Source organism: Nannocystis bainbridge, assembly GCF_028368995.1.
Classification (GTDB): domain Bacteria; phylum Myxococcota_A; class Polyangia; order Nannocystales; family Nannocystaceae; genus Nannocystis; species Nannocystis bainbridge.
Genome location: NZ_JAQNDL010000005.1, coordinates 350,806 through 374,211, shown reverse-complemented (window position 1 = coordinate 374,211; position 23,406 = coordinate 350,806). Strand labels below are relative to the sequence as shown.

Here is a 23,406-nt window from a genome sequence, read left to right as displayed (position 1 = left end):
GCTCGAGCGCCGTCCTCGTGGCTGGCAGGGCGGATGTTCGTTCAGCGCGACGGGACCACCGCGACCGGGCAGGTGGCGCAGCTTGCGAGCGCCGAGGCGGTGCTGCTGAGGAATGCGCGGGCGACCGTGCCGAGGCGACGTGAACCGACGACGACGAGGGCGGCGTCGCGGGTCTGGGCGAGGGCGGCGATCTGCAGCGATGGTTCGCCGTAGACGACGTGGCGGGTGCCTCGCAGGTCGCGTTCGACGGCCCATTCGCGCACGGCGTCGGCGACGTCGGCGTGGTGGATCTCGCGCGCGGCGAGCCAGCGGGGTTCGAGGGCGGCGAGGAAATCGTGGTGGTGGGTCTGGCCGACGTGCACGAGCTCGAGCGGGCGGCGGTGGCGGGCGGCGAATTGCTGGGCGAACTCGACGGCGCCGACGCTGGTCTCCTCGAGGTCGGTGGCGACGAGCACGGGGCCGGCATCGGCGGGGCGCCAGGCGGGCGGGACGACGATGACGGGCGCGGGCAAGGTTCGCAGGAGTCGCCGCGTGGTGGGGCCGAGTCGTGAAAGAGAGGCGCCCTTGGGCGGCGCGGGGCGACCGAGGACGAGGCCGGTGGCGCCCTCGGCAGCGCGCGCGAGGCCGACCTCGGCGCGCGCGGCCTCGACCACCTCAACGTCGCCGGAGGCGTCGAGGCCCATGTCGGCGGCGGTGCGGGCGAGCACGGCCTGAAGCCGCTCGTGGTCGTCGCTCCGCAAGTAGCCGCGGATCCAGGTCTCGAGCACGTGGACGCTGGTCACCGGTTCGCCGGCTTCGTGCAGCCAGCGGACGAAGGCCGCGGCCCCGTGAGAGGAGGCGCCGAGATCGAGGCCGAGGACCCATCGCCGTGCTGTGGTCATGCGAATCTTGCTCCTGTGGCGATGGCGAGGTTGCAACCGTCGCACCGCGCGGCGCGGAGTGAGGATCGCTGGCGATTTTCGGCGGGGTACGGAGCTGTCGCCGGCGGCGAGGCGCAAGCGGTGCACGGGGCACGCAAGCCTCGCGCAGGCTCATCGTTCGCGCGGTGCTGCGAATCGCTGCGCGGGCGCGAAATCGCCGCCCAGAGGCGCGGTGCCCGGGTCGGGCGGCTCTCGCTCGGTGACGAGTTGACAAATATTGCTCCGATTGTCAAAGTGTTCGCGTGAGCGCGACCATGAACGAGGACGAGGCGGCTGCGCGCCGCGCCAGGGTCCTGCTCGCCGCGCGGTGGTGCTTCCTCAACTTCGGCTTCGCCAAGACCTCGCTCGAGGACATCGCCAAGCGGGCGAACCTCTCGCGCACGCTGCTCTACCGGATCTTCAAAAACAAGGAAGACATCTACAGGGCCGTGTTCGTCGACTGGCTGGTCTCGCTGCACCCCGCGGCGAAGCAGGCGACGGGCGCGCGAGGCAGCCGATACGAGCGCTTGCTCGCGGTGTGCAGGGTGATGGTGCTGGAGCCGTGGTCCGACATGGTCGGGACGCCGATGGGGAGCGAGTTCCTCGAAGTCTGCGAGCGACTGGACCCCGCGACCGACGCGGAGCACCACAGGGTCGCGCTGGATTGCGTGTCGACCATCCTGGGGGACGAGGAGCAGGCCGAGGTCTTCCTGCTCGCGCTCGACGGTCTGCTCGCCGATATGCCGACGAGCGCGGTGCTCGAACGGCGGCTCCAGGTCCTCGCCGAGCGATTCGTAAGACCAGCGATTTCGAAGGGGCGCCGACCGTGAACGACCAGGATGCGGCTCGGCTGCTGTGCGAGGCGCTCGCTCGCTGAGCTCGGACGGCACAATCATGCCAGCGCGGATGATCGTGCGGATCCACGGAATGAAGAGGTGCATGGGATGAGACTCGTGATTTTCGGCGCGAACGGCATGGTCGGGGCAGGCGCGCTGCGCGAAGCGCTCGCGGCCCCCGAGGTCGAGGCGGTGTTCAGCATCGGGCGGCGTACGTGCGGCGTCGAGCACCCGAAGCTGCGCGAGCTCCTGCTGCCCGATCTCTTCGACATCGGCGCCGTCGAAGAGCAGCTCGTCGGTTACGACGCCTGCATCTGGGCCGTCGGCGTCAGCTCCGTGGGCCTCGACGAGGCGGCCTACGCCAGAGTGACCGAGGAGCTGACGCTGCTGTGGGCGCGCGCGCTGGTCCGGCTGAACCCGGAGTTCTCCTTCTGCTACTGCTCGGCAGCGGGCGCCGGCGGCCGTTCGATGTGGGCGAGGGTTCGCCAGCGCGTGGAGGGGGCGCTGAAGTCGATGCCGTTTCGCCACGCCGGCGCGGTGCGCCCCGGCTTCATCCGGCCCGGTCCCGGCATCCGCAGCCGCACGCGCCTCTATCAGGCCGGGCTCGTGGTGTTGAAGCCGGTGCTCCCGCTGCTCCCGTGGCTCACGCGGAGGTTCCCGAGCCTGTTCACCACCTCCGAGATCCTCGGCCGTGCGATGCTTCGGGTCGTCGAGGGGCGGGCCGATCGGTTCATCCTCGAGATGGCCGACATCAACAGGGTCGCGGCATGAGCCCGACGATTCGCGCGCGGCGTGGCGCCAGGCTCAGCGTCGTCGTCCTGGTGCTCCTCACGCTCGCGGGCGCCTATTGCTTCGGGGTGTTCGAGCGGCTCGCCGAGCCGAAGATCTTGGCCGAGGGGCTCGTGGCGATGGGGGCGTGGGGCTACCTCGCGTTCATCCTGGCGTACACGGTGCTGCAGCCGTTCGGCGTCCCGGGGACGATCTTCATCGTCGCGGCGCCGCTGATCTGGCCGTGGCGGACGGCCTTCGCGCTGTCGATGATCGGGACGATGGGTGCGAGCGTGGTCGGCTTCTCGTTCGCGCGCTTCGTGGCGAAGGATTGGGTCTCGAAGCGCATTCCGGCCCGGCTCCGCAAGTACGACGAATCGCTCGATCACGCCGCGTTCCGGACCGTCGTCGTCCTGCGCCTGATCTTCTGGATGCCGCAGGTGCTGCACGCCTTCCTCGGCGTGTCGCGGGTCGGGTTCTGGACTCATTTCTGGGGCTCGCTCATCGGCTATGTGCCGCCGCTGCTGCTCGTGAGCTACCTCGGCAGCGAGATGTTCGACGCGTCGGGGCGGTTTCAGACCGATGCGTGGCCGATCCTCGCCGGGCTGCTCGTCGCTTCGCTGCTCGTCGCGGCGCTCGCCCGGGCCCACGAGCGCCGTCGTCCGTCCGGCGAGCCCCGCGACGCCTGACGCGGCCGCCCGAACGATTGTCTTCACCACGATCCCGGGTCGATGCATGCCACCGACGCCCGGGGGTGTGAACGCGTCACGCGTCGGCGAGGGAGCCCGTGCGCTGCGGCCTGACCGTGGCGGGCGGCTCGCTCGTTCGCGGGGCGCAGTGGGCCACGGCGGACTGCTTGACGAGGCCGTACTCGTTGAGGCGGTACTGGATCTTGCGCGGGGAGATGCCGAGGATCCGGGCGGCCTTGCTGGTGCTGCCGCCGGTGTGCTCGAGGGTCTGCAGGATGGCGTAGCGCTCGATGTCCCACAGGCTGGCGCCGGGGATGACCGGCGCGCCGCGGTGATCGGCGGTCGCGGCCGTGAACTCGCGCGGCAGGTCGCGCGGCTCGATCTCGCGGCCGCGGGCGAGGATCACGGCGCGCTCGATGCACGTCTCGAGCTGACGGGCGTTGCCGGGCCAGTCGAGGCCGAACAGGATCTGCAGCACCCGCTCGGCGCAACCAGTGACCGTCTTGCCGAGCCTGCGGGCGTGGCGTTGCACGAAGTGGGCGGCGAGCAGGGGGATGTCGTCCCGGCGCTCGCGCAGGGCCGGCACGCGCAGGCCGACGACCGCGAGGCGCTCGGCGAGGTCCTGGCGGAACCGGCCGCTGGCGACGGCGCCGGCGAGGTCGCGGCTGGTGGCGACGACGCGGACGTCGATCTCGAGGCGGGCGCCGCCGAGGCGAGTGACGCAGCGATCTTGCAAGAGGCCGAGCAGCCGGGCCTGGAGCGCGGGCGGGAGCGCGTCGACGTCGGTGAGCAGGAGGGTGCCGCGGTGGGCCGCGAGCACGCGGCTCTCGGCGCCAAACAGCTCCTCGGTGAGGGTGGCCTCGTCGGCGGTGCTGCAGCCGACGCGCACGAGCCGGCCGGGGCGCCCGCTGAGCTGGTGGATGAGGTGGGCGATGTGCTGCTTGCCGGTGCCGCGCTCGCCGGTGATGAGGAGCGAGACGGGAGCCTCGGCGACCTGACCGGCGAGCTCGACGAGCTCGCGGTGGGTCCGGCTCTGGCCGACGAGGTCGGCGAGGGTCTCGGCGTCGGCGGACCCGCAGGCGGCGCGCGCCTCCTTGATCCCGCTGGCGAGGGCGCGGCCGGCGACGATGCGCTGGAGGGTGAGCAGCACCTGGTCGAGGTCGAGCGGCTTGCTGAGGTAGTCGTCGGCGCCGAGCTGCATGGCCTCGACGGCGCCCTCGACCGAGCCGAAGCCGGACATGATGACGACCGCGACCTCGGGCAGCCGCTCGCGCAGGCGGGCGAGCAGCTCGATGCCGCCGAGGGCGGGCATCTTGACGTCGGTGAGCACGATGTCGGGCCGCCACTCGTCGGTCCGCCCGAGCGCCTTGTAGCCGTCGGCGGCGCTCTGGACCTCGTACCCCTCCTCTCGCAGCAGGGCAGTCAGCGCCGAGCGAGCGCTCGGCTCGTCGTCGACGATGAGGATCCGGGGGGCGGCGGGGTTCGGGTTGGGCATCGATCTGTCCTCCAGGCCAGGTTCACCGAGACGCGCGCCGACAGTCGGAGCCGGCCGAGCGCGGTGGTGCTGCCCGGTGGCCTCAGCAACAGGCGTGCCAATTCGGGGGCAGGGAAGCACGCAACGTTCGCGCGCAAGGGGGTGCACCGATTGCGTGGCGGTGCACGGCTTGCGGGAGCCCCTCGAGAGGACGCGCAGGGCCGGGATTGTCGGTCGCCGGAGCTCGCGAGCGCCAGCGAGAGAGGATCGAGCATCATCGTGGATCGCGGCGAGCCGACGGCGGATCGTGCGTGCAGGCGGTGCACTTCGGTGCAGGAGTTGCGCGTGCGACGAAGGCGCCAGCGCGAATATCCTGGGCGACGGTGAGGGCGGTGAAGCTGACCTTACGAGAGCCCTCGACGCGCGGCGTGGCGCTCGCTGGCGACGCCCGGGAGGCGCGACGTGCAGGTCTTGCACCGGTGCGCAAGGCGCTCGCGCTGCCGGCGGGGAAAGAGCTGTCGCAGCCCCCGGTCAGCGGCCCGAATAGCGATGGCATGACGCTTGCTCGAAGCCTCCGGACCACGCCGCGACTTTCCCCGTGCCACCCCTCACGACCATGCTTCGATGCGCAATCCAGCAGCCCGTGCCTCTCGGCGTGGTGACCGAGCGACCGGTGTCGATCCTCATCGTCGACGGCGAGCCGAAGACGGCGACCGTCCTGGTCAAGTTGCTGCGCGTCGACGGGTTCGAAGTCGAGGTCGCGGGCGACGCCGCCGGGGCCGAGGCCTGCGTCGAGCGCGGGCCGCGGCCGGACGTGCTGGTGATGGACGTCTCGCCGGCGCGCGCGGGCGAGGTCGAGACGCTGCGGCGGATCCACGCGCGCCATCCGGCGCTGCGCCTGGTGCTGGTGACGGCGCACCCGCAGGTGGCCGAGCGGCTCGCGCTCGGGGCAGCGCCGGGCTGCCGGATCGTGACCAAGCCGATCGATTACCCGGGGCTGCTGCGGCTGCTGGAGGCCGCGGCGTGAGGCCGAGTCCGCGGCCTTCCGGGCCCTTGTTGGCGCGCAGGTCGAGATGGTAATTTTCACGCGCACCCAGCGAGAGCGACGGTCTTCCCTGTCGAACCATGGTCTTCCAGCACGGGACCCGCCTGCCGCCGAGACCCGCTTCGAGGAGCTGAAGCGCTACGTCGCGTTCGCGGCCGAGGACGCGGCGCTGCTGCGGGGCTTCCGTGACGTCGCGGCGCCGCACTTCGCTCGCATCGCCCAGGAGTTCTACGACCGGATCCGCCTGCACGACGAGGCGCACGCGGTGTTCACCGGCGAGGCCCAGATCGCGCGGCTGCAGCGGTCGCTGGTGCTGTGGATGGAGCGGCTGTTCGGCGGCCGCTACGACGAGGCGTACTTCGAAGACACGGCCAAGATCGGCCGGGTGCACGTCAAGGTCGGGCTGCCGCAGCGCTACATGTTCACGGCGATGGCGCTCATCCGCTCGTCGCTGCAGCGCATCGCCGAGGCCGAGGGGCCGGCGGGGCTGCACGTGATGGACGCCGTGTCGCGCCTGCTCGACCTCGAGCTGGCGATCATGCTCGAGAGCTACCGCGACAACTTCGTCGCCCGCATCCAGCAGGTCGAGCGGCTCGAGCGCAAGGCGCTCGACGCCTCGCTGGCGCGCACGGAGCACCGCTACGTCAACGCGGTCGAGCTGGCCCACGTGGTCATCGTCGGCCTCGACGCGCGCGGGGCGATCCTGCTGTTCAATCAGGAGGCCGAGCGGGTCACCGGGTTCGCGCGCGACGAGGTGATCGGGCGCCCGCTGCTCGAGTGCCTGGCGATCGACGAGACCGGCGAGGGCGCGGCGCTGCGCGAGGTCCTGGGCGGCTTCGCGGCGACGGCGGGCGAGCGCGAGGTGGTGAGCCGGGCGATCGAGACCGCGATCAGCACCCGCTCGGGGCAGCGGCGCAGCGTGCTGTGGCAGCTGACGCACGCGCCGTCGAGCGGCGACGACGTGTGCGTGTTCGCCATCGGCCGCGACACCACCCACGAGAAGGCGCTGCTGGCCCGCACCAAGCAGCAGGAGAAGCTGGCGGCGATCGGCACCCTCGCGGCCGGCCTGGCCCACGAGATCCGCAACCCGCTCAACGGGGCGCAGCTGCACGTCACCTACCTCGACCGCTCGCTGAAGCGGTCCGGCGCGCACCCCGAGCTGATCGAGACCGTCGGCGTGGTCGCCGACGAGATCAAGCGCCTCGGCAGCCTGGTCACCGAGTTCCTGGCGTTCGCGCGGCCGAAGCCGCTGCTGGTCAAGCGCGTAATGGCGCAGACGCTGCTCGAGCGCGCGGCCCAGATGGTGGCCGCGCAGGCGCATCAGCACGGGGTCGCGGTGGAGCTCGACGTGCCGCCGCAGGCGCTCGAGCTCGAGGCCGACGGGGCCAAGCTCGAGCAGGTGCTGCTCAACCTGACGCAGAACGCGGTCGAGGCGGTCAGCGGCGAGGGCCGGGCCGGACGCGTGGTCCTGCGGGCGCGCAGGCAGCCGCAGACGGTGTCGTTCGAGATCGAGGACGACGGCCCCGGGATCCCCGACGACGCGCCGATCTTCGACGCGTTCTTCTCGACCAAGGCGCAGGGCACCGGGCTCGGTCTGTCGATCTCGTATCGCATCGTCACCGATCACGGTGGCACCCTCGACGTCGAGAGCAAGCGCGGGTGCACGGTCTTCCGCATCGTGCTGCCGCTCGACGGCCCGCCCGACAGTGCGATCCGCTCGCGTATGGAGAACCACGGATGACGCAGGAACCACAGCTGCCGCGCATCGTCGTCGTCGACGACGAGCCGAGCGCGCGGCACGGGCTCGAGAAGCTGCTGCGCCACGAGGGCTTCGACGTGCGCATCGACGCCGACGGGGCCGCGGCGCTGCGGACCGCCGCCGAGTTCGCGCCGGACGTGGTCGTGACCGACCTGCGCATGCCGAAGATGGACGGCATGGAATTGTTGAAGCGCCTGCGCGAGCAGGACCGCGACATCCCGGTGATCGTGGTGACGGCGTTCGGCGAGGTGGCGTCGGCGGTGGCGGCGATGCAGGCCGGGGCCGACGACTACCAGACCAAGCCGGTCGAGATCGACGCGCTGGTGCTGGCGATCCGGCGGGCGATGGAGCGGCGAGCGCTGCGGAGCGAGGCGGAGAACCTGCGCCGGCAGCTGCGCGAGCGCGACGGCAGCGGGCTGCAAGGCTTGCTCGGCACCAGCCCGGCGATGCAGCAGGTCTATCGCACGGCCAAGCAGGTCGCGGGGGCGCGGGCGACGGTGCTGCTGACCGGCGAGAGCGGGACCGGCAAGGGCGAGCTGGCGCGCGCGATCCATGGCCTCGGCCCGCGCGCCAAGCAGCCGTTCGTGGCCCTGCACTGCGCGGCGCTGGCCGAGTCGCTGCTCGAGAGCGAGCTGTTCGGCCACGAGAAGGGCTCGTTCACCGGCGCCGATCGCCAGCGGATCGGGCGCTTCGAGCAGGCCGACAAGGGCACGCTGTTCCTCGACGAGATCGGCGAGATTTCGCCGACGCTGCAGGTCAAGCTGCTGCGCGTGCTGCAGGAGCGGACGTTCGAGCGCGTCGGCGGCGGCGAGTCGATCAAGGTCGACGTGCGGGTGATCGCGGCGACCAACCGCGACCTGGCCCGCGAGGTCCGCGAGGGCCGCTTCCGCGAGGATCTGTTCTACCGCCTCAACGTCGTGCACGTCGAGCTGCCGCCGCTGCGGCTGCGCGGGCGCGACTCGCTGCTGCTGGCCGAGCACTTCCTGCAGCGCTTCGTCGCCGAGAACCACGCGTCGATCCGCGGCTTCAGCGAGCGGGCGCAGGCGAAGATCGCCCGCCACACCTGGCCCGGCAACGTGCGCGAGCTCGAGAACGCGATCGAGCGCGCGGTGGTGCTGTGCGACGCGGACCAGATCGACGCCGACCACCTGCCCTTCGAGGGGGCGCCCGACGTGCAGGGCGGGATCCGGATCCCGGGGGCGACGATGGCGGAGATCGAGCGCCACGCGATCCTCTCGACGCTCGACGCGGTCGGCGGCTCGACGACCCGCGCGGCCGAGATCCTCGACATCAGCGTGCGCACGATCCAGTACCGCCTGCACGCCTACGGCAAGCGGTGAAGCGCGGCTGCGGTGCCTCACCGCAGCGCGCAGGGCCGCGTCACTGCGCGGCCGGCTTGTCGGCGATCTTCGCCGTCTGCGCGCAGTTGTTGACGCACGTGTAGCGGTCGGTGTCGGCCAGGCTGCGATCGGCGTGGCAGGCGTCGACGCAGGCGCCGAGGCGGCCCAGCGCGCCGGGGAACTCCGACTCCAGCGATTGCGCCGACCCCTTGCAGGCGTCGGCGCAGGCGGCGTCCTTCGGCGCTTGCCGGTGGCAGCGGTCGAGGCACTTGACCGTTGTGTCGAGCGCGGGCGCGCCGGCGGCGGTGGGGGCGACCCTGAACGAGGCCTCGCAATTGTTGCGACAGGTCGCCGCGTCGGTGCCGCTCAGCTTCTGCGCGCTGCAATCGTCGAGGCAGCCCGAGAGGCCCTGGCGGTCGCCGCTCGGGTTGGCGTTGCGGGTCTCGACGCGCGGCGCGGGCGGCGGCGCGTCGCAGGCGGCGGCGAACAGGAGCGAGGTGAAGAGACAGCGGAGGGCGACGTGCATGCGCCGTCATAGCAGCAATCCGCGTGCCAGCGGTTCTCGCTGCGATTCCCCGCCGGGCTCGCTGGCGCGGGCGAACGCCCTGCGCGGCGGTGCAGATGCTGCGTCCGCACCGGGCTCGGCCGCATCACTCGTGCGAAGGCTCGCGCATGCGGCTGCGGTTGAAGAGGAACAGGCCGAGGATGACGAGCGCGCCGCAGAGCCAGCCGAGCATGTTCTGCAAGAGACCGGGGAAGGCTGCGATGAAGGCGAAGGTGGTGGTCATTCGAAGATCCTCGCCGCTCGAGTTAGCAAGGCCCGTACCACCCGCAGGAGGCTTCGCAGGGCCGGTTTGAGGGGCCTGGCGAGGGTCGAGCGGCGACTCGTTTGCGCAACGCTGCAGGGCCTGCGTGACCCGGCGATCTGGACGCTCGCGGTGGCCGGCGCTCCGCGGTAGGCTCGCGGCGGATGCTGCTGCGGCCCGACGTCTTCCGCCATCTGTGCCGCGCGCGCGACCTGCTGTGCGAGGTCGGCGAGGGCCAGGCGTCGGTCGGCGAGGTCGCGCGCGCCGTCGGCATCTCGCAGTACCACTTCATCCGGCAGTTCGAGGCGGTGTTCGGGGCGACGCCGCATCAGCTCCGGATCCACGCGCGGCTGGGTCGCGCCCGCCGGCTGCTGGCGGCCGGGCACATGCCGGTGACCGAGGTGTGTCTGGAGGTCGGCTTCTCCAGCCTCGGGAGCTTCAGCGCGCTGTTCCGGCGGCGGGTCGGGGTGACGCCGTCGGCGTATCAGCGGCGTCTGCGAGGGCTGGTGCAGGTGCCGCCGTCGCGGCCGGTGAGCCCGGTCGCGGGCTGCCTGACGCTGATGGGCGGGCTGCCGCCGGGCACGTTTCGCAATTTTCGAGAAGCGTGACCGTACGGCAGCTGTCATGCTCGCCGCGCATCCACGGAGGCGAAGCGATGAAGATCAAGCTGAACAGCATCATGGTCGACGATCAGGACAAGGCGCTGCGGTTTTACACCGAGGTGCTCGGCTTCAAGCCGAAGCACGACCTGCCGATCGGCGAGTACCGCTGGATCACGGTGGTCTCGCCGGAGGGGCCCGGCGATGTCGAGCTGGTGCTCGAGCCCAACGCCAACCCGGCGGCGAAGACGTACCAGGCGGCGCTGTTCTCCCAGGGGATCCCGCTGACGGCGTTCGAGGTCGACGACCTCGCGGCGGAGTACGATCGGCTGCGCGCGCGCGGGGTGGCCTTCACGATCGAGCCGACGCCGATGGGCGCGGTGTCGATCGCAATCCTCGCCGACACCTGCGGCAACCTGATCCAGCTGTATCAGCCGATCGGGTGAGTGTTCAGGGGACCGGCACGAATCGATAGAGGGCGCTCTCGACGTCCGACGAGACGTAGATGGTGCCCGAGCGGCCCACGGCGACCCCGGTCGGCACGTAACCGGGCGGCAGGCCGCGGCTCTCGGGCAGGCCGATGCGCAGGCCGCTCGCCAGCACGGTCTTGCGGCCCGTCGCGGGGTCGATGCGGACCAGGCGCTTGCGGCCGACCTCGGCGACGACGAGGCCGCCGTCGGGGTGACGGGCGATGCCCTCGGGCGCGCGCAGGCCCTTGGCGACCGTGCGCTTGGCCCCGTCCGACAGGCGCACGCGCGTGACCCGGCCCGCGCGCACCTCGGTGACGTAGACCGCCGGCTCGTCCGCCTGCAGGTCGCCGACCAGGCCCACCGGGCCCTGCAGGCCCTCGCTGAGCACGGTGGTCGTCGCGGGCTCGGCCTTGTCGATGCGCACGAGCCGGCCCGTGGTCGCTTCGGCGGCCACCAGCGCGCCGTCGCCGAGCTCGATCGCCCCCTGAACGCCGCCGGTGTTGGGGATCGTCCGCAGGACCGCGCCGTTGGCCCGGTCGAGCACCTGCACGCTTGCGAGGTAGGCGCTGCTGAGGATCCCGTGCTTGTCGCCGAGGCTGACGTGCATCGGGAACACCATCGGCGTCGAGAGCACGCGGGTGGTCTGGGCGATCTTGCCGTCACGCCCGCCGACCCGCCGCAGCGCGTACACGTCGGCGACCCACAGCTGCTCGTCGACGTCGTCCGGGGCGACGGCGAGGCCGGAGGGCACGGTGAGGCGCGCGGCGACCACGGTGCGCACCGAGCCGTCGGCGGGGTTCACCACGCGGATGTCGTTGTCGACCATGTTGGACACGTAGACCCGGTCGTCGGGGCCGACGGCGAGGTTGTCGAGCCCGGTCGGAAGCTGGGCGACGAGCTTTTTCTCGCCGGTGGCCACGCGCACGCGCACGAGCTCGCCGGTCGCGGCGTCGACGACGAACAGGTGCTCGCGCTTGCTGTCGAAGTTGACCGCGGTCGGCATGGTGAAGCCGCCGGCGACGACCTCGATCTTGCCGGTGTCGACGTCGACCCGCACGACCTGTCCCTTGAGCAGGAGCGGGCCGTACAGGCGGTCGTCGGGGCCGAACTCGAAGCCGTTGAGGAAGCCCGGCGCGGCCAGGACCTGCCGCGGCTTCTGCTTGCCGGTCGGGTCGACCTGCCACAGGGCGTCGGCCGGGCCCAGCTGGGTGACGTAGAGCCGGCCGTCGCCGCGGAACGCCAGCGAGTTGAGGCCCGGCAGGTCCTTGGCGATCGCGCGGACCTTGCCCTGCGGGGTGCGTCGCATCAGCTGGCCGGAGAAGAAGCCGGTCCAGTACATCGAGCCATCTGGCCCGAGGGTCAGGTCGTCGGCGCCGCCGAGCGGCGGGCCCACCACGGTCGAGACGGCGCCGGTGGCGAGGTCGACGGCGTGCACGGTCTGGCCGAGCAGGTTGCCGGCCAGCAATCGACCCTTGTCGACGACCAGCCCGTGCACGCCCTGGAACGATGAGCCGGCGACCACGACCTCCTGGCGGTATTTGGGCGGCGGGGCGGCCTGGGCCTGGCTGGTGGGGCCCAGCGCGAGGCAGGTGATCACGAGTGCTTGGAGCGCGCGACGCATGAGGTCCTCCGGGGCGCGTTCAGGGGCTCGCGGGGTCGGCCGCGCGGGTGATTTCGAGGCCTTCGAGCCCGCCGTGCTCGCGCCAGTCGTGGAGGATCTTGATGAACTCGAGCGGGCCGCTGGCCAACGCGGCCATCTTGACCTCGCGCATGCCGAACGCGCCGCCCTCGTTGTTGTAGTAGCCAGGCGTGCACTCGGCGCCGCCGAAGGCCATGTTGGCGAGGCTGGCGTAGATCACCTGCCACCACGCCTGCTGGGCCGCGTCGGTCGCCTCGATGGTCTCGACGCCGCGCTGCCGGCATTGCTCGATGATGTAGGCGGCGTGCTTGGCTTGCTCGTCGAGGATGTGGACGAAGTTGATCGCCCAGCCGCTCTGGGTCGTGCTGAAGATCAGCAGGTTGGGGTAGCCGCGGCTGTGCATGCCGTGGAGGGTGGAGGCGCCCTCGGCCCAGCTGTCGCGCAGCGACTGGCCGCCGCGGCCGCGGATGTCGAAGCCGAGCCGGCGGGTGTACTCGCTCGAGACCTCGAAGCCCGAGGCGTAGATCAGGCAGTCGACCGGGTACTCCTGGCCGTCGACGACCACGCCGGTCGGGGTGATGCGCTCGACGCCCTTGCCGCCGGTGTCGACGAGCTGGACGTTGGGGCGGTTGAAGGTGTCGAGGTATTCGTCGTGGAAGCAGGGCCGCTTGCACAACTGATAGTAGTAGGGCTTGAGTGCCTCGGCCGTGGCCCGGTCCTGGACCCGCGTGTCCACCCGCGCGCGGATCTCCTCCATCTTGCGGAAATCGGTCATCATGCGCTGCTGAGCCGCCTCCTCGGGGCTGGTCGCCGGCGCGCCGCTGCCCCCGTCGAAGATGTAGGTCCAGCCGTCGCGCACGAGGTCGACGTCCTGCGGGCGCCCCGAGACGATCGCGGAGAAGTTGGTGATGCGGTCGCGCTGCCAGCCGGGCTGCAGCGATTGGGCCCACGCGGCGTCGGTCGGCTGATTGTTGCGCTCGCCGATGCTCGAGGGCGTGCGCTGGAAGACGTACAATTGCTTGGCCGAGGCGCCGAGGTGCGGGATGGCCTGGACCGCGGTCGCGCCCGTGCCGATGATGCCCACGCGCTTGTCGGCGAGCCGCTCCATGCCGCCGGCCGGGCCGCCGCCGGTATAGGCGTAGTCCCAGCGGCTGGTGTGGAAGCTGTGGCCCTGGAAGCTCTCGATGCCGGGGATGCCGGGCAGCTTGGCCTTGTGAAGCACGCCGCCGGCGATGATGACGAACCGCGCGGCGAGCCGGTCACCGCGGTCGGTGGTGACGATCCAGCGGCGAGCGTCGTCGTCCCAGTCCATGCCGGCGACGGAGGTCTGAAACAGGGCGGCCCGGTACAGATCGAAGTGCCGCCCGATGCGCTGGCAGTGGGCGAAGATCTCGCTGGCCTTGGCGTACTTCTCGCTCGGGATGTAGCCGGTCTCCTCGAGCAGCGGCATGTAGATGTACGACTCGACGTCGCAGGCGGCGCCGGGGTAGCGGTTCCAGTACCAGGTGCCGCCGAAATCGCCGCCCTTCTCGACGATCCGGATCGAGTCGACGCCGGCCTGGCGCAGCCGGGTGGCGGCGAGCATGCCGCCGAAGCCGCCGCCGACGACCACGACCTCGACGGTCTCGGCCACGGCCGGGCGGGTGAAGCCGGGCTCGACGTAAGGATCGCGGTCGAACTCGGCGTGCACGCCGCTGAGGTCGACGTACTGGGCGCTGGCGTCGGGGCGCAGCCGCTTCTCGCGCTCGATGCGATACTTCTCGCGCAGCGCCTCCGGCGAGAATCCGGCGTCATTCTTGGTCGTTGCATTCATCGTCGCACATCCTTCGCTGCAAAGAGGCGCCGGCCCGAAGGGGCAAGGGCGCTGCCATCATTCGTCGAGCCACGGGCGGACCTATGCGCGGGCGCGCCGGCGAGGGCGCGGTCCCGCGAATCATCGCAGGGCGATGACGGTCCCGGCGCGACCACGGCAGATCCGACCGGGGGCGCGGCATTCCAGGGAATGGGAGGAGCCCCTCCCGTGGGCTTTTTAGAGGTGGTCTGGGAGCGCATCCTCCCGGGCCGGTACACTAAGTCATTCGCCTGAAAAGTCAACTGACTTAGATCGCGCGTCGGTGGCGTTTTCGTGCGCGAATGGGTGGGGTATCGACCGAGGCGCGGACCGCCGATTCGTACGAGGAGGAGGCGCGCTCGGGGGAGTTACTGGTGAGGGCGGCCGGGGGGAGGGGGACCCGGATGAGCGCCTCGCGCGATTGGGCGAGCCGACGCGCGCGGCCGCCCGGCGGAGGAGCGGGGGCGCAACATGTCTCTTGGGTCATCTGTTGTGATAAATGACTCGCTGCGGGCGAAGGTGCTTGGAGCACACGCCGGAGGCGTCATGAGCAGATGGAACGCTTCTATACCTGGCGTTGAGGGACGGAAGGACCCCCTCTCGCGGCTGGCGACTGCGATCGGGTCGAGCTTCGTGGCCTGGCGTCGGAGGATGGGGCAGTAGCCCTCCCGACACATGTCCCAATGGTCATTGCACTTTGTCCGGGGCGCGGGGCTGCCCGGGCGGCGAGCGGACGGCGGTGTCGCGGCGAAAGTACGCCGCCACGTCGCGCGAGAGCACCAGGACCACGGTGCAGGAGAGGAAGCTGGTGGCCATAGCGAACTGGAACAGCGTCATCGCGTTCACGGTGTCGTGGTCGGTCGCCAGCAGGACCATCCCCAGCGCGCCGGCGAAGCCGTACAGCACGGCCGTGGTCCAGCGCGCCCACGGAGCGCCGCGGTAGAGCGCGTAGCACAGGCCGGCGGCCAGGAGAGTGCGGACGAGCTGCTGCGGCAGCCGCTCGCCGCCACGGACGGCCACGAACAGCACGATCACCGCCACTTGGAAGGTCATGCAGGTGTTGATGACGCCGATGACCTGCGTTCGGCCGCGGGCGGCGGATGCTCTCATCATCCCGCGATCGTTTCCCCGGCCTCGGGCGGATGTCAACCCTCGGCGCGGGCTAGCGCATGATCACGACGATCTGGGTCCCAACGCCGGGTCGCGCTGCGCGAGCGCCTGCCGGCGGCGGCTGCTCCGGCGCGACGCCTGGCGACGATCAGCCGCGGGGGGTCGGGCTGCGCTGCGCGAGCGCCTGTCGGAGGCCGTCTTCCAGGCTCGCGGCGGTGGCCAGGCGCGTGAGGTCGAGGTCGAGCTCGACGAGGGTCTGCGCCATGGTCGGCGAGATGCCGACGAGGATGCAGCGCACGCCGAGCAGCGCCGCGGCGCCGACGGTCTGGCACAGGTGGGCGGCGACCTCCGCGTCGATGACGGGCACGCCGGTGACGTCGAGCAGGACCTGCGAGGCGCGGTGATGGACGATCGCCGAGAGCAGGTTCTCCATGATCTGCGTCGCCCGGGCGGCGTCGATCACCCCGATCAGCGGCAGCGCGAGGATCCCCGGCCACAGGCGGATCACCGGCGTGGAGAGCTCGCGCAGCGACTGCTGCTGGGCGTGGAGCAGGCGCAGGTGCTCGGACAGCTCGGCCGTGCGGGCGGCGACCGCGGCCTCGAGCGCCTCGTTCTGGATCCGCAGCTCCTCCTCGCTGCGCTTCAGCTCGCCGATCTCGTAGTGCATGATCACGGCCTCGACGAGCCGGCCGGCGTCGTCGCGCACGGGGTAGATCGAGGAGGCGACCCACCCCGCAGAGCCGTCGGAGACGCCCTCGGTGTGCCGCGGATCGTAGCGAATGGCGGGCAGCCGGGTGGCCTCGCCGGTGGCGTAGGCGTGGCGAACGCCGCGCAGGCTGCCGGACGGCTCGAGCTGCTTGTCCTCGAGGATGACGTGGCCGTGCACGGCGGCGAGCGAGAGGTGCCACAGCCGCTCGAAGCCGCGGTTGACCTCGACGACGCGACCGGCGGCGTCGCAGACCTGGACGCTGAGGGCGACATTGTCGACCATCGCCCGGTACCGCCGCGCGTCGACCTCGAGCTCCTCCACCTGCCGCCGAAGCGCCTCCACCTCGGCGGTGAGCTCTTCGTTCGACCTGTCGCTTGCGGCCATCGCGGCGAGCTTACACCGCGCAGCCAGCCCGCAGATACTGACGAGCCGTCCGCGGACATCCTGGGCACGAACCCGAGGATCGAGGGACGAGGTGCACGCTTCGCCCGTCCGTCGCGCTCCTGGAGCGTCGCGCGTGAGCCGCAGGGCCGAGCGAGGCGGACGTCCCCGGCAGCCTCGCGCCGCAGGCGCGATGTGAGGTCAGCTGTCCTTCGGGACATCCTCGAGATCGGGTGAGCGCGGTGCCTCGGCGTCGACCCGAGGACGTGGGCGGGCTCCGACCCATACGGGAGTGTAAGGACGCGATCGGCGCGTCACGGCACGCGTGCGACCCTGCAGACCATGCGGGCGCGAGCGGCCGTGAGTCGAGAGGGAGCGCTGCGATACGCAGCGGTCAGGCGACCGCGGCGGCGAACGCGGTGAAGAGGTCGCCGGGGAGCGCGTGATGCAGGCGCCACGTGACGGCCATCGGCGCCTCTCTTTCGTGGCGGACGTAAGTGGCAGGCCCGAGGAACCAGAAGGCCCGCTCGTCGCTGCGAACGCGGGCGAACAACATGATCGCGGTGCCGAGCTGGACGTGCTGTTGGTAACGCCGGGCGGTCTCGCTGGTGGCGCGGGTCATCGCCTGGCTCTCCCAGTGGATAAGCTCGCGGCTGATCGCGTAGTCGCGATAACGGGTGGTCGGTGAGAAGTTGCCGCTGGTCTTGTCGAGCGTGAAGGCCAGGAGGTCGGCGCGCGCTTCCTTGGCCCAGTAGACGCCGGTTTGCCACGGCGCGACCTTGGCCTCGGCGCCGACGCCGAACGCCGCGAGGATCTCGATGCGGGTGTAGCGAGCGTGGACCTGCAGCGGGACATCAGGACGCTCCGCGAGCGGGTGGTGGAGGTGATCGATGCGGCCGGCGAGCACGGCGAGCAGCTCGCGGAGCTCGGCCAACACTTGCGGGTGTTGCCAGAGCAGCGCGCTGGCCTGGGCGAGCGTGGTGGTCTTGTCGAGGGCGCGCTCGGTCACGGCCGCGACGAGCATGCGCAGCAGCCGACGCTGGCGCTCCGGCATGCCCGTGAGCGGCGGAGGTGCGTCGCGGGCCACGAGGTCCCGGAAGGCCGCGATCCGCTCGGGGTCGTCGATGTGGAGCAGGCGCGCGCAGGCGCGGCGGAGCTCGGCCTCGCGCGGCCCGGCTGGCCGAAGGGACAGGCCGGCGGCCTCGCACAGGTCCGACCAGCCGTCTCCGCTGTAGACATCGGCGAGATCGAGGCCCTCCTCCGTGAGGTATTGATCGAGCGTGGGCGCGCCGTGCTCGCGGGCGAGCCGGCGCAGGGCTTCGATCTTGGCGGGGCGTCGCGAGGGGGTCGCCTGGCGGATGTTGGCGAGCACGATGTCGGCGGCGATCGGGTCGAGCTCGAGATGGCAGCCGGCCGGGAGGAACGGGAAGCCGTGCTCGATCTGCTGCACGAGGTCGCGGCGAGAGCCGCCGAGGAGGGCCTGGAACCGGCGATCGAAGCGAAACTCGGCGCGGTGGCGGCCGACGAAGTCCAGGACGGTGCAGGCCTCCTTGCCGTGGCTGCGCCGGAGGCCGCGGCCGAGCTGCTGCAGGAACAGCGTCGGACTGTCCGTCGGTCGGAGCAGGAGGAGAGTGTCGACGGCGGGCACGTCGATGCCCTCGTTGAAGAGGTCGACCGAGAAGACGATGTTGACGCGGCGCGCGGCGAGGTCGTCGAGCGCGGCGCGGCGCTCGCCGTCCGGGCTGTCGCCACACACGGCGAGCGCGGCGATGCCGGCCTCGTTGAAGACGCGGGCCATGAAGCGGGCGTGGTCGACGCTGACGCAGAAGCCGAGCGCTCGCATCGCGCGAGGATCGTCGATGCGCGCGACGAGCTGGGCGAGCACCCGGCGGGCCCAGACGTCGTTGGCGGTGATCAGGTTCGAGAGCGACGCGACGTCGTAGCCGCGACCGCGACGCCAGGCGACGTCGCGCAGGTCGAGGCCGTCGTGAATGCCGTAGTACAGGAACGGGGCGAGGCGGCGCTGATCGATGGCGTCCCACAGGCGCAGCTCGGCGGCGATCCGGCCGTCGAACCACCCGAGCAGCGGCAGGCCGTCGCTGCGCTCGGGAGTGGCGGTCAATCCGAGCAGCTCGAGCGGGGTGATGTGATCGAGCAAGGCGCGGTACGACGGCGCGGCGGCGTGGTGGAATTCATCGACGATCACGACGTCGAACTGGCGTGGGTCGAGGTCGGCGAGGCCGGCGGCGTTCAGGCTCTGGATCGAGGCGAACACGTGCTCGAACCGCCGCGGCCGCTGGCCGCCGACCCATAGCTCGCCGAAGCTGGGCTCACGGAGGGCGTGGCGGAAGGTCGCGAGGCTCTGGTCGAGGAGCTCCTCGCGGTGAGCGACGAACAGGAGCCGGGCGCGCGGCAGGCTCGCGCGCAGCCGGGCGTAGTCGACGGCGGCCATCACGGTCTTGCCGGTGCCGGTGGCGGAGACGAGGAGGTTGCGGTGATGACCTTGCGCGCGGGCGAGGGCGATCTGCTCGAGCATGCGCTCCTGGAAGGGCTCCAGGCGCAGTTCGATGGGGCTGAGCAGGAGGACAGGGCCGGACGCGCGCTCGTTCTCGGCGGCGAATTGGTCGGGGTCGTAGGCGATGAAGTCGTCGCTGTTCCAGTAGGTCTCGAAGACCGCGGCGACGCGGTCGATCACGTCGGGGTTGCGCGCGCTCGAGACGCGGAGGTTCCACTCGAGGCCGGTGACCTGCGCGGCGTGGGTGAGGTTCGAGGAGCCGATGTACGCCGTCGAGAAGCCCGAGCGGCGGTGAAACAGCCACGCCTTGGCGTGCAGGCGCGACGCCCCGGTATCGTAGGAGATGCGAATGTCGGCCCCGAGCGCGCGCAGCTGATCGAGAGCGCGCGCCTCGGTCGAGCCGGTGTAGGTGGTGGTCAAGAGCCGCAGGGTGCGGCCGGCCTCGCAGTGGCGGCGAAGGGCGTCCAGCAACGGGGCGAGGCCGCTGCGACGAATGAATGCCATCAGCAGATCGATGCGATCGGAGGAGTGGATCTCGGCGTGGAGCTGGTGACCGAGCCGCGGCTCCCCCGGGGCGTTGGTGAGGAGCGTGGTGTCGAGCAGCGGGATCATCGGCTCGCTCAGGAGCTCGGCGCTGCCGTCCGGCAGGCGGCCCAGCAGCGCCCGCAGGACCTCGCCGGGCTCGCGCGGGAGGTCGGGGGCGAGGTCGAGGGCGAGCTCGGAGGCGATCTGCGCGATCAACTGCCGCGCCAACTGAACGCCGCGAGGCACCCGCTCCTCGTCGGGCAACGCCGCGAGCGCGCGGTTGACGATCCGGCCGAGATGCAAAGCGAGGCGGTCGGCGGCGTCGGCTGGGCGGAGCCGCTCGACCCGCGCGGAGCGACGAGGGGAGAGGTCGCGGACGTTGGCGGCGACGGCCTCGGTGATCAGGGTCTCGTAGAGACCCCACGCTTGCTCGGGCGGCTCCTGGCGCTTGCTCATGGGTGTCTCGTCGTCCGAGGGCTGGAGCCGTCGCGCGGCGTCCCAGGTCGATCAAGTAGCAATATTCGCGCTCCTGGACCAGCCTGCCGTGAAGGCCGAAAAGAGTGTCGTCGATGATGCCGCGTGCCAGTGGCCGGATTTGCGCAGAGGGGGCGAGGGGGGGCATGTCGACCGGGGTGAGGGGGGCACGGATGCCGGTGTCGACGGGGACGTGCGATAAGACCGGGGTGACTGCCTCGATCGCTGCGCTCGAGTCTGCCCTGGCCACCGATTCGCTCGAGGTGTGGCTGGCAGAGATCGAGGGCGAGAAGGTGCGGGCGCGGCTGCGGCGGGTGTTGGAGAGCGACCGCAAGCTGCTGGCGCAGTACCCGGATTCGGTGGGCAGCTGCATGCTGGCGCGCACGTTCGGCGACCGGACGACGGCGGCGCTGTATCGGCGCTGGGCGGAGGAGCTGGCGGCGCGGCAGAGGCCGTGGATCCGGCCGATGCGCCGGCTGCCGCTGACGGAGGGGCTGCTCGCCGAGCTGACCTCGAGCGAGGTGTCGCTGGCGGGGCTGGCCGTGCTGCGCTTCGTGACGGACGACGAGATCGTGGTGTCGGCGCGGCGCATGTACCCGAACCCCGGGGTGCCCGAGCGGCGCAAGGAGCGGGTGCGCTGGCAGTGGCGCGGCGATCAATTCGTGACCGAGCCGGATCTGGACGACGAGGCCGCGCCGGCGTACCCGAAGTTCGTGAGCGACGGGTGGGGCCCGACGTACTTGCTCCGCTCGGAGGGCGCGCCGCGCGAGGCGTTGCCTTGCCCAGCGGAGGGCACCGCGAGCGCGAAGTTCACGGCCGACGAGAAACGCCTGCTCGTGTACGGCTCGGAGGACGAGTACGCCGCCGGGTTCGTGTATGTCGTCGATCCGGCGACGCTGCAGATCGAGCGCGCGCTGGTCACCGATTCACCGGTGTCGGAGGTCGCGGAGGGCGGCGGGAAGCTGGTGGTCTCGACGACTCGCAGCGGGATGATCGGCTGGGACGGTCGCCGCGAGCGCGTGCTGCCGATCTTCGGCTGGGAGATGGCGGTGTCGCCGAGCGGTGAGTTCGTGGCCACGTTCGCGGGAGCGGTGAAGGTGTGGTCGCTGGCGGCGCTGATGCGGCTGAAGACGCCGCCGCCCGAGCAGGGCTTCCCGCCGTGCTTCGATCCGGACGGCACGCGGCTGGTGTGGGACCGGGACCTGCTCGACGGTCGCACCGGGGAGCCGCTGGCGCGGATGGAGGTGGAGTTCGGGCGTTACCTCGAGGGCGGGCCGGCCGATCCGTGGCTGTACTTTGGGACACGTCACATGATTTGCACGCAAGGGGGGGCTGCAGCTATGGGACACCCGCAGCGGGGTCGCGCTGGCGATGCGGGAGCCGCTCGGCTTCTCGCTGGGGGACCGGCTGGCGTACGACCGCGAGGGGGTGCGCATGGCGGCGCTGGCCCAGGGCGCGACCACGGTGGCGTTGCACGAGCTGCCGCACGGGCGCTGCGTCGGTTCAGTGACGTTCGAGCTGGCGGGCTGGCGGCTGGGGATGAGCGCCGACGGGGGCCTTCTCGCGGTGCAGGACGGCGGGCAGGTCGAGGTTCGCACGGCCGAGGGGGCGCTGGTGCAGCGCTGCGGCGAGCTCACGAATTTGGACGAGGCGACGCAGGCGTACCTGCAGCCGAGCCCGAGGTTCTCGCGCGACGGCCGTCGGATGGCCGCCCGCGTGGCCGCGGGCGATTGGCGGATCTGGGAGCTCGCCAGCGGCGAGGAGGAGCGGGCCGGGGACAGCCTCGAGCGGGTGGCCGAATTCGCGGGGCCGTGGCCGGCGGAATGGACGGTGGAGACCAGCCCGGTGACGGTCTTCACCCATGTGCGGAGCGGTGCGCGGCTGGCGTTGCCGGTGGGCGGCGGCTGGCAGGCGAACCCGGCCGATCCGCACGTGCTGGTGGGGCCGGGCATGCTGGTGGAGCTGCGCGCCGCGGGATAACAGGGCGCGACGGTGCATTCGCCGGTGATGGGGCGTGATCTGTCCCTCCGGTCATGTCTTCCAAGCGGCGATCGTGTCGTCCAAGATGTTCTTCGGGACATGTTGCGCGAAGTCGATTGCGAGCTGTCCTTCGGGACATAGAACGGGCTCATCCATAAAATCTGTCCTTCGGGACACGTGGGGAGATCGGGTGCCGTGGACCCCGATTTGAAGGTGTCCGCGCGGCGACCGCCGTACGGGCCCTGATGTGCGATGTAGGCCGAGGTCGACGCGGCTCGGGCGAGGGATGATTCCGCGGACATGTCGCGGCCTGCGAATGTCTGCCCGCGCGCCGCCAGTGGCATCCTGTAGTAACCTCGGAGCCATGCGGTCAGCGAGTGCGCACAGTGTCGAGCGGGATACCGCGCAGGCGGCGAGAGAGGCGTACGCGACGGTGGTGGAGGCGCTCGGCGGGCCGCCGGACTGGCTGTTCGTGCAATCGACGGAGGCCCACGCGGGCGACGACGTGCGCCGGGCGCTGGTCGAGCTCGGGGCGCCGGTGGCCCACGGCAGCAGCTCGTCGGCGGCGGTGATGACGGACGCGGGGGTGCACGACCGGGGGCTGGCGCTGCTCGGGGTGCACGACCCGGCCGGGGCGTACGGGGTCGGGTCGGCGGACCTTGGGACGGACGCGCAGGCGGCGGGCGAGCGCGCGGTGACGGCGGCGATCGACGACGCCGGCCGCCCGGGCGAGGTGCCGATGCTGGTGTGGATGACGGCGTCGCCGGGCCGCGAGGAGGCGTGCATCGCGGGGATCGAGGCGGTGGTCGGGCCCGATGTGCCGATCGTCGGCGGCAGCGCGGCGGACGACGCGATCGCGGGCCGCTGGTATCAATGGACGCGGGCGACCACGCATTCGGAGGCGGTGGTGGTCAGCGCGCTGTATCCGTCGGGCCGGGTGGCCTCGGCGTTCCAGAGCGGTTACACGCCGACGACGCGCAGCGGCAAGGTGACGCAGGCGCACGATCGGGCGATCCTCGAGATCGACGGCCGGCCGGCGGCGGAGATCTACGACGGGTGGACCGAGGGGGCGATCGCGGCGGCGCGCGGCGGCGGCAACGTGCTGGCCGAATCGACGCTGCTGCCGCTGGGACGGCGAGTCGGGGGGATCGGCGAGGTGGCGTCGTATCGCCTGGCGCACCCGGCGTTGGTGCGGCCGGACGGGGCGATCGAGCTGTTCGCCAGCTTCGAGGTCGGCGACGAGCTGGTGCTGATGCACGGGACGCACGAGGCGCTGGCGAGCCGCGCGGAGCGAGTGGCCACCGACGCGCTGGCGTTCGCGGGGGTCGACCGGCAGGCGGTGGCGGGGGCGCTGGTGGTGTTCTGCGCCGGCTGCATGCTGGCGCTGCGCTCGCAGCTCGACGCGATCGCGGCGGGGCTGCGCGCGGCCCTCGGCGGGGCGCCGTTCGTCGGTTGCTTCACGTTCGGCGAGCAGGGCTGCTTCGTCGGCGGGGAGAATCGCCACGGCAATTTGATGATCTCGGTCACCGCGCTGGTGCGCGCGTAGGAGCCCCTCCG

Annotated in this window: 20 protein-coding genes; 10 read left to right on the top strand and 10 right to left on the bottom strand. The window is 71.6% G+C overall.

The features are described from left to right. Positions 1-41 precede the first annotated feature (41 nt). Positions 42-881 carry a universal stress protein gene (locus POL25_RS41820; RefSeq protein ID WP_272092038.1) on the bottom strand — a complete coding sequence of 280 codons (840 nt, stop codon included), beginning with the start codon at positions 879-881 and terminating at the stop codon, positions 42-44. A gap of 281 nt (positions 882-1,162) precedes the next feature. Between POL25_RS41820 and POL25_RS41815 the strand changes: the two genes are divergently transcribed. From POL25_RS41815 to POL25_RS41805, 3 genes are all read left to right on the top strand, one after another. Then, entirely contained in the window at positions 1,163-1,729 is a 567-nt protein-coding gene (locus POL25_RS41815; protein WP_272092037.1) for a TetR/AcrR family transcriptional regulator, read from the top strand. Positions 1,730-1,843: 114 nt separating this feature from the next. Beyond that, positions 1,844-2,506, top strand: a complete 663-nt coding sequence (locus POL25_RS41810) for a Rossmann-fold NAD(P)-binding domain-containing protein (RefSeq protein WP_272092036.1) — start codon at positions 1,844-1,846, stop codon at positions 2,504-2,506. Then, positions 2,503-3,192 carry a TVP38/TMEM64 family protein gene (locus POL25_RS41805; protein ID WP_272092035.1) on the top strand — a complete coding sequence of 230 codons (690 nt, stop codon included), beginning with the start codon at positions 2,503-2,505 and terminating at the stop codon, positions 3,190-3,192. The genes POL25_RS41810 and POL25_RS41805 overlap by 4 nt, the downstream gene beginning before the upstream one ends. 76 nt (positions 3,193-3,268) lie before the next feature. Here the strand turns inward: POL25_RS41805 and POL25_RS41800 are convergent, their stop codons facing one another. Continuing rightward, positions 3,269-4,687: a sigma-54-dependent transcriptional regulator gene (locus tag POL25_RS41800; RefSeq protein WP_272092034.1), complete on the bottom strand. Its 1,419-nt coding sequence runs from the start codon at positions 4,685-4,687 to the stop codon at positions 3,269-3,271. 595 nt (positions 4,688-5,282) lie between these two features. Between POL25_RS41800 and POL25_RS41795 the strand changes: the two genes are divergently transcribed. Genes POL25_RS41795 through POL25_RS41785 form a run of 3 tightly spaced genes read left to right on the top strand, consistent with a single transcriptional unit; the run spans position 5,283 to position 8,810 of the window. Then, positions 5,283-5,693, top strand: coding sequence for a response regulator (locus tag POL25_RS41795; protein ID WP_272092033.1), 411 nt, complete (start codon positions 5,283-5,285; stop codon positions 5,691-5,693). A gap of 46 nt (positions 5,694-5,739) precedes the next feature. After that, complete coding sequence (locus tag POL25_RS41790; protein ID WP_272092032.1) at positions 5,740-7,452, top strand: protoglobin domain-containing protein; 1,713 nt, start codon at positions 5,740-5,742, stop codon at positions 7,450-7,452. Beyond that, positions 7,449-8,810, top strand: a complete 1,362-nt coding sequence (locus POL25_RS41785) for a sigma-54-dependent transcriptional regulator (RefSeq protein WP_272092031.1) — start codon at positions 7,449-7,451, stop codon at positions 8,808-8,810. Before POL25_RS41790 ends, POL25_RS41785 begins: the two co-directional genes overlap by 4 nt. Positions 8,811-8,850: 40 nt before the next feature. Here POL25_RS41785 and POL25_RS41780 read toward each other — a convergent pair whose 3' ends face one another. Both POL25_RS41780 and POL25_RS41775 read right to left on the bottom strand, forming a co-directional pair. Beyond that, positions 8,851-9,336, bottom strand: coding sequence for a hypothetical protein (locus tag POL25_RS41780; protein ID WP_272092030.1), 486 nt, complete (start codon positions 9,334-9,336; stop codon positions 8,851-8,853). Between the two features lie 124 nt (positions 9,337-9,460). Continuing rightward, positions 9,461-9,598, bottom strand: coding sequence for a hypothetical protein (locus POL25_RS41775; protein WP_272092028.1), 138 nt, complete (start codon positions 9,596-9,598; stop codon positions 9,461-9,463). 182 nt (positions 9,599-9,780) lie between these two features. Here POL25_RS41775 and POL25_RS41770 point away from each other — a divergent pair, with 182 nt between their 5' ends. Continuing rightward, a complete protein-coding gene (locus POL25_RS41770) occupies positions 9,781-10,224 on the top strand; it encodes a helix-turn-helix transcriptional regulator (RefSeq protein ID WP_272092027.1) in 444 nt (147 codons plus the stop codon). A gap of 47 nt (positions 10,225-10,271) precedes the next feature. Next, positions 10,272-10,661 carry a VOC family protein gene (locus POL25_RS41765; protein ID WP_272092026.1) on the top strand — a complete coding sequence of 130 codons (390 nt, stop codon included), beginning with the start codon at positions 10,272-10,274 and terminating at the stop codon, positions 10,659-10,661. Positions 10,662-10,665: 4 nt separating this feature from the next. Here POL25_RS41765 and POL25_RS41760 read toward each other — a convergent pair whose 3' ends face one another. The 6 genes from POL25_RS41760 to POL25_RS41735 form a co-directional block, all read right to left on the bottom strand. Beyond that, positions 10,666-12,306 carry an SMP-30/gluconolactonase/LRE family protein gene (locus POL25_RS41760; protein WP_272092025.1) on the bottom strand — a complete coding sequence of 547 codons (1,641 nt, stop codon included), beginning with the start codon at positions 12,304-12,306 and terminating at the stop codon, positions 10,666-10,668. 19 nt (positions 12,307-12,325) lie between these two features. Further along, positions 12,326-14,137, bottom strand: coding sequence for a flavin-containing monooxygenase (locus POL25_RS41755; protein ID WP_272092024.1), 1,812 nt, complete (start codon positions 14,135-14,137; stop codon positions 12,326-12,328). Between the two features lie 705 nt (positions 14,138-14,842). Then, entirely contained in the window at positions 14,843-15,208 is a 366-nt protein-coding gene (locus POL25_RS41750) for a hypothetical protein (protein WP_272092023.1), read from the bottom strand. Between the two features lie 205 nt (positions 15,209-15,413). Continuing rightward, positions 15,414-16,358 carry an STAS domain-containing protein gene (locus POL25_RS41745; RefSeq protein ID WP_272092022.1) on the bottom strand — a complete coding sequence of 315 codons (945 nt, stop codon included), beginning with the start codon at positions 16,356-16,358 and terminating at the stop codon, positions 15,414-15,416. 391 nt (positions 16,359-16,749) lie between these two features. After that, the gene (locus POL25_RS41740; RefSeq protein WP_272092021.1) at positions 16,750-19,851 is read right to left on the bottom strand and encodes a DUF3427 domain-containing protein; all 3,102 of its coding nucleotides are present in this window, start codon (positions 19,849-19,851) and stop codon (positions 16,750-16,752) included. 673 nt (positions 19,852-20,524) lie between these two features. Beyond that, complete coding sequence (locus POL25_RS41735; protein ID WP_272092020.1) at positions 20,525-21,049, bottom strand: hypothetical protein; 525 nt, start codon at positions 21,047-21,049, stop codon at positions 20,525-20,527. A gap of 191 nt (positions 21,050-21,240) precedes the next feature. On the opposite strand from POL25_RS41735, the gene POL25_RS41730 reads away from it, so the two are divergent. Both POL25_RS41730 and POL25_RS41725 read left to right on the top strand, forming a co-directional pair. Then, positions 21,241-21,849, top strand: coding sequence for a hypothetical protein (locus POL25_RS41730; protein ID WP_272092019.1), 609 nt, complete (start codon positions 21,241-21,243; stop codon positions 21,847-21,849). Between the two features lie 364 nt (positions 21,850-22,213). Then, positions 22,214-23,395: an FIST signal transduction protein gene (locus POL25_RS41725; protein ID WP_272092018.1), complete on the top strand. Its 1,182-nt coding sequence runs from the start codon at positions 22,214-22,216 to the stop codon at positions 23,393-23,395. Positions 23,396-23,406: the final 11 nt, after the last annotated feature.